The sequence below is a fragment of the Mycobacterium sp. TH-M15 genome (genome assembly GCF_057473705.1).
On record NZ_JBYCLB010000251.1, the window covers coordinates 1 to 10,319 of the forward strand.

General features: G+C 70.5%; 10 protein-coding genes and 1 pseudogene. 10 read left to right on the forward strand and 1 reads right to left on the reverse strand.

From position 1 onward, the window contains the following. The 4 genes and pseudogenes from AC2VNT_RS05990 to AC2VNT_RS06005 form a co-directional block, all read left to right on the forward strand. A pseudogene (locus AC2VNT_RS05990) lies at positions 1-140 on the forward strand (1-deoxy-D-xylulose-5-phosphate reductoisomerase); the annotation flags it as partial. After that, positions 137-1,348 (forward strand): M50 family metallopeptidase, encoded by a 1,212-nt coding sequence (locus AC2VNT_RS05995; protein WP_486945979.1) that lies wholly within the window; start codon positions 137-139, stop codon positions 1,346-1,348. The pseudogene AC2VNT_RS05990 and the gene AC2VNT_RS05995, both read left to right, overlap by 4 nt. A gap of 31 nt (positions 1,349-1,379) precedes the next feature. After that, positions 1,380-2,561 (forward strand): flavodoxin-dependent (E)-4-hydroxy-3-methylbut-2-enyl-diphosphate synthase, encoded by a 1,182-nt coding sequence (gene ispG, locus AC2VNT_RS06000; RefSeq protein ID WP_486945980.1) that lies wholly within the window; start codon positions 1,380-1,382, stop codon positions 2,559-2,561. Between the two features lie 50 nt (positions 2,562-2,611). Next, positions 2,612-3,466: a GNAT family N-acetyltransferase gene (locus AC2VNT_RS06005; RefSeq protein ID WP_486945981.1), complete on the forward strand. Its 855-nt coding sequence runs from the start codon at positions 2,612-2,614 to the stop codon at positions 3,464-3,466. A 120-nt stretch (positions 3,467-3,586) separates the two neighbouring features. On the opposite strand, the gene AC2VNT_RS06010 is transcribed toward AC2VNT_RS06005, so the two are convergent. Continuing rightward, positions 3,587-3,724: a hypothetical protein gene (locus AC2VNT_RS06010; RefSeq protein WP_486945982.1), complete on the reverse strand. Its 138-nt coding sequence runs from the start codon at positions 3,722-3,724 to the stop codon at positions 3,587-3,589. A 403-nt stretch (positions 3,725-4,127) separates the two neighbouring features. Here AC2VNT_RS06010 and AC2VNT_RS06015 point away from each other — a divergent pair, with 403 nt between their 5' ends. The 6 genes from AC2VNT_RS06015 to AC2VNT_RS06040 all read left to right on the forward strand — a co-directional run. Beyond that, positions 4,128-5,942: a penicillin-binding transpeptidase domain-containing protein gene (locus tag AC2VNT_RS06015; protein WP_486945983.1), complete on the forward strand. Its 1,815-nt coding sequence runs from the start codon at positions 4,128-4,130 to the stop codon at positions 5,940-5,942. A 188-nt stretch (positions 5,943-6,130) separates the two neighbouring features. After that, positions 6,131-7,039 (forward strand): hypothetical protein, encoded by a 909-nt coding sequence (locus AC2VNT_RS06020; RefSeq protein WP_486945984.1) that lies wholly within the window; start codon positions 6,131-6,133, stop codon positions 7,037-7,039. 40 nt (positions 7,040-7,079) lie between these two features. After that, positions 7,080-7,949, forward strand: coding sequence for a type I methionyl aminopeptidase (map, locus tag AC2VNT_RS06025; RefSeq protein ID WP_486945985.1), 870 nt, complete (start codon positions 7,080-7,082; stop codon positions 7,947-7,949). A 13-nt stretch (positions 7,950-7,962) separates the two neighbouring features. Further along, positions 7,963-8,562, forward strand: coding sequence for a hypothetical protein (locus AC2VNT_RS06030; RefSeq protein WP_486945986.1), 600 nt, complete (start codon positions 7,963-7,965; stop codon positions 8,560-8,562). Positions 8,563-8,621: 59 nt separating this feature from the next. After that, on the forward strand, positions 8,622-9,173 hold the full coding sequence (locus AC2VNT_RS06035; RefSeq protein ID WP_486945988.1) for an alpha/beta fold hydrolase: 552 nt from the start codon (positions 8,622-8,624) through the stop codon (positions 9,171-9,173). A gap of 45 nt (positions 9,174-9,218) precedes the next feature. Continuing rightward, positions 9,219-10,319: SWIM zinc finger family protein (locus AC2VNT_RS06040; protein WP_486945987.1), on the forward strand; the 1,101-nt coding region annotated here is incomplete at its 3' end.

A 10,319-nucleotide genomic window follows, 5' to 3' on the forward strand; every position in this document is an offset into this window, starting at 1 on the left:
CCGACGTGCTCGACGCTGCGGGCCAGTGGGCCGCCGAACCGGCTACCGTGGACGAGGTACTCGAGGCGCAGCGCTGGGCACGGCAGCGGGCGGAGCGCGTCGTCGACGCGGCAGCGGTCAGAAAGGTAGCAACCCGATGATGTTCGTGGTCGGCATCGTGCTGTTCGCGCTCGCCATCCTGGTCTCGGTGGCGCTGCACGAGTGCGGTCACATGTGGGTGGCGCAGGCGACCGGCATGAAGGTGCGCCGCTACTTCGTCGGCTTCGGCACCACGCTGTGGTCGATCAAGCACGGTCAGACCGAGTACGGGCTGAAGGCGATCCCGGCCGGCGGATTCTGCGACATCGCCGGCATGACCGCGATCGAGGAACTCGCCCCCGACGAAGTCGACCGCGCCATGTACAAACAGAAGACCTGGAAGCGGGTGGCGGTGCTGTTCGCCGGGCCGGGGATGAACTTCGTCATCGGCCTGGTGCTGGTCTACCTGATCGCGGTCATCTGGGGCCTGCCCAGCCTGGACACCTCGGCGGTGGTCGGCGAGACCGGGTGCGTGGCGCCCGAGGTCGCCAAGGGCGAGTTGGGCGAGTGCACCGGGCCGGGCCCGGCCGCGCTGGCCGGCATCCGGGCCGGTGACGTGGTGATCAAGGTCGCCGACACCGACGTGCACAGCTTCGAGGAGATGGCCGCAGCGGTGCGCAAGCAGCACGGCGTCACCCCGATCGTCGTCGAACGCGCCGGTGCCACCATCACCCTGGACGTCGACGTCACCCAGGTGCGGCGCTGGGTCCCCGGCGACCAGGGCGCCGAGGACGCCACCCCGGCCACCGTCGGCGCGATCGGCGTGGCCGCGCCGCCGTTGCTCACCAAGTACACCCCGATCACCGCGGTGCCGGCCACCGTCGGCTTCAGCGGCGACCTGTCGGTGCTGCTCGGCAAGTCGCTGGCCGCGATCCCGGGGAAGACCGGCGCCCTGGTGCACTCGATCACCGATCGCAGCGGGCCGCGTGACCAGGAGACCCCGATGAGCGTCGTCGGCGCGTCGATCATCGGCGGCGACGCGGTCAAGCACGGCGCCTGGTTCGCGTTCTGGTTCTTCCTGGCCCAGCTGAACTTCGTCCTCGGCGTGCTGAACCTGGTGCCGCTGCTGCCGTTCGACGGCGGGCACATCGCGGTCGCGCTCTTCGAGAAGGTCCGGAACATGATCCGGTCGGCGCGCGGCAAGGTGGCCGCCGCCCCGGTGAACTACCTCAAGCTGATGCCGGCCACCTATGTGGTGCTGGCGCTGGTCGTCGGATACATGCTGCTGACGGTCACCGCCGACGTGGTCAATCCGATCAAGCTGTTCTGAGCGGCCCCGGTACGACGAGAGAAGAAGCGAAATGAGCAACACGGGGCGGACCGCCGAGGTTCCCACGCTGGCACCGCGCCGCACGACCCGACAGCTGATGGTCGGCAGCGTCGGGGTGGGCAGCGAACACCCGATCTCGGTGCAGTCGATGACCACCACCAAGACCCACGACATCGACGCGACGCTGCAACAGATCGCCGAGCTGACCGCGACCGGCTGCGACATCGTCCGGGTGGCGTGCCCCCGCCAGGAGGACGCCGACGCGCTGCCGACGATCGCCAAGAAGAGCAAGCTGCCGGTGATCGCCGACATCCACTTCCAGCCGAAGTACATCTTCGCCGCGATCGACGCCGGCTGCGCGGCGGTGCGGGTGAACCCGGGCAACATCAAGGAGTTCGACGGCCGGGTGGCCGAGGTTGCCAAGGCGGCCGGCGACGCCGGGATCCCGATCCGGATCGGCGTCAACGCCGGCTCGCTGGATCGGCGGATCCTGGTCAAGCACGGCAAGGCCACCCCCGAGGCACTGGTGGAGTCGGCGCTGTGGGAGGCATCGCTCTTCGAGGAGCACGGCTTCGGCGACATCAAGATCAGCGTCAAGCACTCCGACCCGGTGGTGATGGTGGCCGCCTATGAACAGCTGGCCGCGGAGTGTGACTACCCGCTGCACCTCGGGGTCACCGAGGCCGGCCCGGAGTTCCAGGGCACGATCAAGTCCTCGGTGGCGTTCGGGGCGCTGCTGGCCCGCGGCATCGGCGACACCATCCGGGTGTCGCTGTCGGCCCCGCCGGCCCAGGAAGTCAAGGTGGGCAACCAGATCCTGGAGTCGCTGAACCTGCGGCCGCGCGGGCTGGAGATCGTCTCCTGCCCGTCCTGCGGGCGCGCCCAGGTCGACGTCTACACGCTGGCCAACGAGGTCACCGCCGGCCTGGAGGGCCTGGACGTGCCGCTGCGGGTAGCGGTGATGGGCTGCGTGGTCAACGGTCCCGGCGAGGCCCGCGAGGCCGACCTGGGCGTGGCGTCCGGCAACGGCAAGGGCCAGATCTTCGTCAAGGGCAAGGTGATCAAGACCGTTCCGGAGTCCCAGATCGTCGAGACGCTGATCGAGGAGGCGCTGCGGCTGGCCGCAGAGATGGGGGCGACGGGACACGACCCCGAGGGCGACGACGCCGCGAGTGCTGCTCCCGGCGGTTCGCCGACCGTCGCCGTAAGCTGAGCAGAGCCGATTCGAGCCGACCGGCCGACAACCCGCGGAAAGAGACAGTTATGTCGGCTGCACCGATCTTCCGCCCGATCGACGAACGACGGGTCTCCGTGGTGCGCGACGCCGCCACAGCCTGGCGGGTGCTCGACGCCGATCCGGTCGGCTCGTGCATGGTCGCCGCCCGGGTGGCCGACTACGGTGTCGACCCGCGCTCGATGGGCGGGGAGCTGTGGACCCACCGCGGCGCCGAGGAGTCGCTCTGCTACGCCGGCGCCAACCTCATTCCGCTGCGCGGCGCCGCGGTCGACCTGGAGGCGTTCGCCGAGAAGGCGATGAGCACCCCGCGGCGCTGCTCGTCGCTGGTCGGCCGGGCCGAGCTGGTGCTGTCGATGTGGCAGCGGCTGGCCGACACCTGGGGTCCGGCCCGCGACGTGCGCGACAGCCAGCCGTTGATGGCGCTGCACGGCATGCCGACCTGTCCGATGGACCCCGAGGTGCGCCAGGTGCGGCCCGACGAGATCGACGCCTACCTGGTGGCGGCCGTGGACATGTTCATCGGCGAGGTCGGCGTCGACCCGCGGGTCGGTGACGGCGGCCGGGGCTACCGCCGCCGGCTGGCCAACCTGATCGCCGCCGGCCGGGCCTGGGCCCGCTTCGACGGCGGAGAGGTGGTGTTCAAGGCCGAGGTCGGATCGCAGTCGCCGGCGGTCGGCCAGATCCAGGGGGTCTGGGTGCATCCGGCGCAGCGCGGCCGCGGCCTGGGCTCGGCCGGAACCGCGACGGTGGCGGCGGTGGTCGTCGGGACCGGCCGGATCGCCAGCCTGTACGTCAACGACTTCAACATGGTGGCCCGCGCGGTCTACGAGCGGGTGGGTTTCACGCCGGTCGGCACCTTCGCCACCGTGCTGCTGGACTGACCGGTCAGGCTAGCGGCATCGTCGGTGTTGCCGGTGTAGTCCACGAACCCTGCGGGGTGCCCCTCTTGAGGTAAGGCCCAAGTCTAGGGAGGGTGCATGATCGAGGTCATACCGGCCGCGCTACACCAGCTTGCCGCTCAGGGTGAGTTGATGGGTGGCGAGTTGTGCTGGGACCGCCTTCCCCGCGGTAGCCGGATCGTCGTGGCAGACCAGCTCGGCAACGACTACGGCGTGCGCGGCGTGGCGCAAAGACGTCACCACGTTGGTGGCACACCTCAATCACCTGGGTGACAGATTCAGGGGTGCCGGTACCAGGCACGCCCAAACCGACGCCGGCAACGCCCAGCAGATGGGGGTGCTCGCCTAATGGACGCAGGATCAGAGCTGCCATCGCTGTCGACATGAATATGGACGAGAAGATCGCATTTCTCGACCGCATCGGGGACGAGGCCGCCGCGAGCGATGCAGCCGCGAGCGAAAAGAAAACTGACCTCATGCCCTCGTACTGAACCACGACAGGGTCTTTTAGTTAGGCGCGGCCATGCACGCAGTATGGCGCTCAGCGAGAAGGGCGGCCGGCGGCTCAAGCTGTCGAACGTAATGGCGCGGTCTCGGTGCGCCTCCCCCCACCGGGCGGCGCGACTTCTTAACATCAGTCACAATGATAACTCTAACCTCAGGCGTATCTCGCATCGTGGGCCTGCTCTGCGTCCTGGTCACCGCGGTCACCGTGGTGTCGTGCACGCCGCGCCCGGACGGGCCGGGCCCGTCCGCCGAGCGGTTCTTCGCCGCGCTGGCCACCGGTGACACCGCGACCGCCGCCGACCTCTGCGACGACCCGGTCGCCGCCCGGGAGGCCCTCAACGCCGCCTGGGCCGGCCTGCAGGCCAGCCATCTGGACGCCCAGGTGCTCACCGTGCACTACCGGGAGGACAGCGGGGAGGTGGCGTACCGCTACGCCTGGCAGCTGCCCAAGCAGCGGGTCTGGACCTACGAGGGCCAGCTCAGGCTGGCCCGCAACGAGGGCCGCTGGCAGGTCCGCTGGGTCGCCACCGACCTGCACCCGCAGCTGGGGGAGCGGCAGACGTTCGCGCTGCGCGCCGACCCGCCGCAGCGGGCGTCGGTGAACGGCGTCGACGGAAAAGAGGTGCTGGTGCCCACCTACGTGTACCACTACCAGCTCGACGCGGTGCGGGCCGGACGGGAGCTGATGGGCACGGTCCGCGCGGTGGTCGACACGCTGCGGCCGTTCGACGACACGCTGGACGCCCAGCGGCTGGCCGAGCAGGCCAGCTCGTCGCCGACGCCGCTGGACCTGATCGATCTGCGCAAATCCGACAACGACCGGGTCGCGCCGGCCATCGGGCAGCTACGCGGGGTGATCGTCACCCCCCGCGAAGACTTCCTGCCCACCGACGACCGCTTCGCGCCGGCGCTGGTCAACGAGGTGAAACGTACCATCGCCGACCAGCTGGAAGGCGAGGCCGGCTGGCGGGTGGTCAGCGTCAACCAGAACGGCGTCGACGCCGCGGTGCTGCACGAGGTGACCCCGGCGCCGGCACCGGCGATCACCATCAGCCTGGACCGCGCCGTGCAGCGGGCGGCGCAGAACGCGGTGAACACCCGGGGGCAGAAGGCCATGCTGGTGGTGATCAAGCCGTCGACCGGGGAGATCCTCGCGGTCGCCCAGAACGCCGCCGCCGACGTCGACGGGCTGATCGCGACCACCGGCCTGTACCCGCCCGGTTCGACGTTCAAGATGGTGACGGCCGGCGCCGCGATGGAACGCGATATGGCCGACCCGGACACCCTGCTCGGCTGCCCGGGTCAGCTCGACATCGGCAATCGGACCGTCCCCAACTACGGCTTGTTCGACCTGGGGGTGGTGCCGATGTCGGAGGCGTTCGCCAACTCGTGCAACACCACCTTCGCCGAGCTGGCCAGCCGGATGCCGCCGCGGGCGCTGACCCAGGCGGCCGCGCGGTACGGGATCGGGATCGACTACCTGGTGGACGGCATCACCACGGTGACCGGGATGGCGCCGCCCACGGTGGACCTGGCCGAACGCACCGAGGACGGCTTCGGCCAGGGCAAGGTGCTGGCCAGCCCATTCGGCATGGCGCTGGTCGCGGCCACGGTGGCGGCCGGGAGCACCCCGGTGCCGCGGCTGATCGAGGACCGGCAGACCACGGTCACCGGCGGCGCGGACCCGATCCGCCCGGAGACGCTGGACGGGCTGCGGGCGATGATGCGCGAGGTGGTGACCGACGGCACCGGCCGGGCGATCGGCGAGTGCGGCGCGGTGTTCGGCAAGACCGGCGAGGCCGAGTTCTCCGGCGGGTCGCACTCCTGGTTCGCCGGCTACCGCGGCGATCTGGCCTTCGCGGCGCTGATCGTCGGCGGCGGCAGTTCGGAGTACGCGGTGCGGATGACCAAGGTGATGTTCGATTCGCTGCCGGACGGCTTCCTGGCCTGATCGCCGTCGCAGCCCCCGGGCGTGGGGTGACCGTGTCGACGACGGCGTCGGGAGCCGGTCGCGACGCGACACCCCCGCCGCGCCGGACGTCGAGGTATCCGTTAGCCTGTCTGAGAAATTTATCGGCTAACCTGGTAAATCCGGGTCGGCGTTCACAGCGTTTAGACACAGCGGGGGAGTGCAGGTCCATGAGGCGGTCGAAGACGGTTCACCAGCAGCAGCGGGCCGGTGCGGGGGTGGCCGCCGCGGCGCTGGTGGCCGCCGCGATGATCCCGATGACCGCCGCGCGGCACACCGCGGTGGGTGGGGACTGGTCGGCCGACGTCGCCCTGACCGCCGCCATCGAGCTGGCTAACGCGTTCGACTTGGAGGGCTTGCTGCAAGCCGAGGTCGCTGCCGGCCAGGGCGTGTTCAACGACGTCATCGGTTTCCCCGGCGCATTGATCGGCGACGTGGTCACCCCGATCGAGCACGCGATCAGCGACGTCGCCGCGCTCAACTTCGGTGACGCGTTCAGTTCGGTGGCCGGGATTCCGGTGGGCTTGGCCAACACCGTCATCGGCCTGCCCGAGGGACTGATCGAGGGTCTCTACAACATGGCGCTTCAGCTTCCCGGCCAGTACCTGTTCAACTTCGGCGGCGACCCCGCCCCCGCCAGCGACCCCACCGGCGACCACGTCGGTGACCCCGCCGGCTCGACGGCCGCGGCCCACACCGACCTCGGCTCGACCTTCACGGCGCTCACCGGCGGCAGCGCGCCGGAACTGGCCGCGTCCACTGGGCCGCACTTCCTCGATTTCAACGGTCTGCTCGGCGCGGAGGCGGCCACCGCCGGGAACCTGTTCTTCGGGCCGCCGCTCAGTGTCTTCGGCTTCACCGCCGACGTTGCGGCTATGCCCTTCCTGGCCGCGACCAGCGACGCCCTGCACCTCGACTTCACCGGGGTCTTCACCGAGCTTGCCCAGGGGTTCGAAGGGGAAGGCGGGCTCCTCGACCAGACGGCGCTACAGGTCGGGAGCGACACGGCTCAAGCGCTGGTCCTCGATCCGGCGTACTACCTCTTGGACGTCAACCCGCTCGCCCTGTTCGCCCTGTAGTCGGTCTCGCCGGCACCACGCAGCCGACTAAGCTGACCTGATGTCCGGTCGCGCTCCGCTCTCGCCCGGCGTCGTCTCGCCGAGGCTGCCGGTACCCGCCTCGATCCCACGCCCGGAGTACGTCGACAAGCCCACCGCGGCCGAGGGCAGCGAGCCGTGGGTGCAGACCCCCGAGGTGATCGAGAAGATGCGGGTGGCGGCCCGGATTGCCGCCGGGGCGCTGGCCGAGGCCGGCAAGGCGGTCGCGCCCGGCGTGACCACCGACGAGCTGGACCGGATCGCCCACGACTACCTGGTCGGTCACGGCGCCTACCCGTCGACGCTGGGCTACAAGGGCTTTCCGAAGTCGTGCTGCACCTCGCTGAACGAGGTGATCTGCCACGGCATCCCGGACTCGACGGTGATCGCCGACGGCGACATCGTCAACATCGACATCACCGCCTACCTCGACGGCGTCCACGGCGACACCAACGCCACCTTCTGCGCCGGCGACGTCGCCGAGGAGCACCGGCTGCTGGTCGAGCGCACCCACGAGGCGACCATGCGGGCGATCAAGGCGGTCAAGCCCGGCCGGGCGCTGTCGGTGATCGGCCGGGTCATCGAGTCGTACGCGAACCGGTTCGGCTACACCGTGGTGCGCGACTTCACCGGGCACGGGATCGGCACCACCTTCCACAACGGGCTGGTGATCCTGCACTACGACCAGCCGGCGGTGGAGACCGTCATCGAGCCCGGGATGACGTTCACCATCGAGCCGATGATCAACCTCGGCGGGCTGGACTACCGGATCTGGGACGACGGCTGGACGGTGGCCACCACCGACGGCAAGTGGACGGCGCAGTTCGAGCACACCCTGGTCGTCACCGACGACGGGGCGGAGATCCTCACCCTGGCCGAGCCGGTGCCATGAGGACCGGGTAGGCGTGCGGTCGCTGTCGGTTCGGCTGCTGTTCGCGCCGGGGTGGGCGCGGCTGCTGGTCCGCGCGGCGCCGCTGGCGCTGCTGATCGCGGCGGTCTACCTGCTGATCGCACCGTGGCTGACCAGGACGCTCGGCTGGTGGGGACCGGTCTGGGTGGTGGCTTTGAGTCTGGCCGCGACCGGTTTCGGCATGGCGCTCACCGCGCCGGCCCGACGCGCCCTGCTCGGCGCGCTCTCCGGGCTCGACGCCGGCCAGCGGGAGCGGGCCGCGGAAGCGGTGTACGGCGGCCTCTACGACAACCAGCGGCTGCTGGATCACCGGCTGGTCGGGCCGGGCGGGCCACCGCCCAGCGCGTACCGGGACTGGGCGGACCGGCTGCGGTCCTACCGGGCCCAGGTCTCCGCGCCCGACGTTGCACCGCGGGTTCGGGAGATCGCCGAGCTGGCCGCACGGGCGGCGGCACAGGTCAGCGACGCCCAGGCCGATGACGCCGGTGGGTCGGCGGACGACACCGTCCGCCGCCAGGCCGCCTACCGCAGCGTCGCCGCCCAGATCGCCGAAGCCGACAACGCGCTGCTGGCGGCCTGCCACCCGGCCAGCTGACCACGAAAACCACCCCGCGGGCGCGCGGCTAGCGGTAGCGTTGAGCCGTGCCCGGAACGATGATGACCGTCGACGGGTTCCCCATCCCGGTCGGCGTCACCGGCCCGGAACGGGGATCCGTCGTCGTCCTGCTCAGCGCCGCCCGCCAGGCGCCGACCGCCTACGACGCGGTCTGCCAGCGGTTGCACACCGCGATGCTGCGGACCGTCGTGATCGGCGCCGACCCGCGGCTCACCGCCAAGTCGGTGGTCGGGCTGCTCGACGCGCTCGACGTGCGGTCCGGCGTCCTGGTCGGCGATCGATCCGGCGGCGACTGCGCCTGGGAGCTGGCCGCCACCCGGCTGGACCGGTTTATCGGCCTGGTGGCGATCGACCGCGGACATCCGCGGGCGCCGGACCGCAACGGCGTGGTCATCGACGAGGACTGCCCGCCGGTGGAGATCAACACCACGGTGCTGGCCAGCAGCCGGGCCGACCACGCGGTGGCACTGGCCAGCCAACGGTTCGTCTACGGGGACTACCGGGTGGTGGAGCTGGCGCGACGCACCAACGCGAACGAGTCCACCGCGCAGCTAGCCGGTGAGATCGTGCTTCGCTCGAGCACCTGGTGACCACCGCTGCTCGGCCGACCGAAACGGAAGTGACTGCTGTGCCAGATGTTTCGGCATGGCAACCGTGTCCGTGAAGAGCGTGGCGACGCGCCGCGCGCCGTTGCCGAACCTGTCGGCGCCGCCCCCTATCCTTCGCCCATGGTCACGACAGAACTGGTCCCGCCGGAACGCTTCTTCGCCCGCCGTGCCATCGCCCCCGACGACCTGTGCTGCTATTTCGACGCCGGCAGCATCGCCCGCGGCGCGACGTATGCCCGGGAGGGTCGGATCCGGGAGGTGGCGTGGGATGACGACGGCAGCCTGACCGGCCGCTGTTATGGGTCGCAGGGGCTGGTATACGAGGTCGAGGTCAGTTTCGCGCACAGCGGCAACGAGTTCGTTGTCGAGTGGGCCTACTGTTCTTGCCCGGTCGAGGACTTCTGCAAGCACGCGGTCGCGTTGCTGCTCACCGCTGGCGACGCCGGTCCGGGGGCCGGCCGGAACCAGTGGCGCAGCGTGCTGGACCGGGTGCTCGATGAGGTGACGGCAGGCGGCACCACCACGGCCGGCGGAGCCCCGGTCGGGCTGGAGTTCTCGCTCACGCCGCCCAGCCCGTACCGTCGGGCCGCCACGGTCTCGGTGCGTCCGGTGACGATCGGCAAACGCGGGACGTGGATCAAAACCGGCGCGAGCTGGCGTGACGTTTCCTACGGTGCCACCGGCAGGTTCAACCGACGCCAACACCAGGTCGTGCGGGCATTCGGCACCGCGTTGCAGAACTCCGGCTCGGCGGTGATCTACGGCCAGAATTTGGTCATCGACAATGCGTCGGCCTCGATCTGGCCGAGGCTGAAAGACGTCGTGGACGCCGGCGTGGCGATGGTCGCCGACAAATCCGGCGGCCTGCGTGCCGTCGAGTTCATCAAGAACGCCCATCTGCGCCTCGATTTCGCCGCCGCCGAGGCCGGCGGGGCAACGATGTCGGTGGCACTGGTTGTCGACGGCGAGCGGACCGACCCCGCCGGCGCGGGCCTGATCGGCCGGCCCGCGCCGCACGGTATGTACCAGGTCACCGACGGGGTGTTGCTGCTGGGCGCGTTCGACCCGGCCCCCGGCCCGGCCCTGCTCGACCTCGTCGCCCGGGACGATCAGGTGCACATCCCCGCC

What these genes read in the sequence shown, in the direction of transcription:
- AC2VNT_RS05995 (WP_486945979.1), top strand. Translation starts at nt 137, where the DNA reads ATGATGTTCGTGGTCGGCATCGTGCTGTTCGCGCTCGCCATCCTGGTC.
- ispG (WP_486945980.1), top strand. Translation starts at nt 1,380, where the DNA reads ATGAGCAACACGGGGCGGACCGCCGAGGTTCCCACGCTGGCACCGCGC.
- AC2VNT_RS06005 (WP_486945981.1), top strand. Translation starts at nt 2,612, where the DNA reads ATGTCGGCTGCACCGATCTTCCGCCCGATCGACGAACGACGGGTCTCC.
- AC2VNT_RS06015 (WP_486945983.1), top strand. Translation starts at nt 4,128, where the DNA reads ATGATAACTCTAACCTCAGGCGTATCTCGCATCGTGGGCCTGCTCTGC.
- AC2VNT_RS06020 (WP_486945984.1), top strand. Translation starts at nt 6,131, where the DNA reads ATGAGGCGGTCGAAGACGGTTCACCAGCAGCAGCGGGCCGGTGCGGGG.
- map (WP_486945985.1), top strand. Translation starts at nt 7,080, where the DNA reads ATGTCCGGTCGCGCTCCGCTCTCGCCCGGCGTCGTCTCGCCGAGGCTG.
- AC2VNT_RS06035 (WP_486945988.1), top strand. Translation starts at nt 8,622, where the DNA reads ATGATGACCGTCGACGGGTTCCCCATCCCGGTCGGCGTCACCGGCCCG.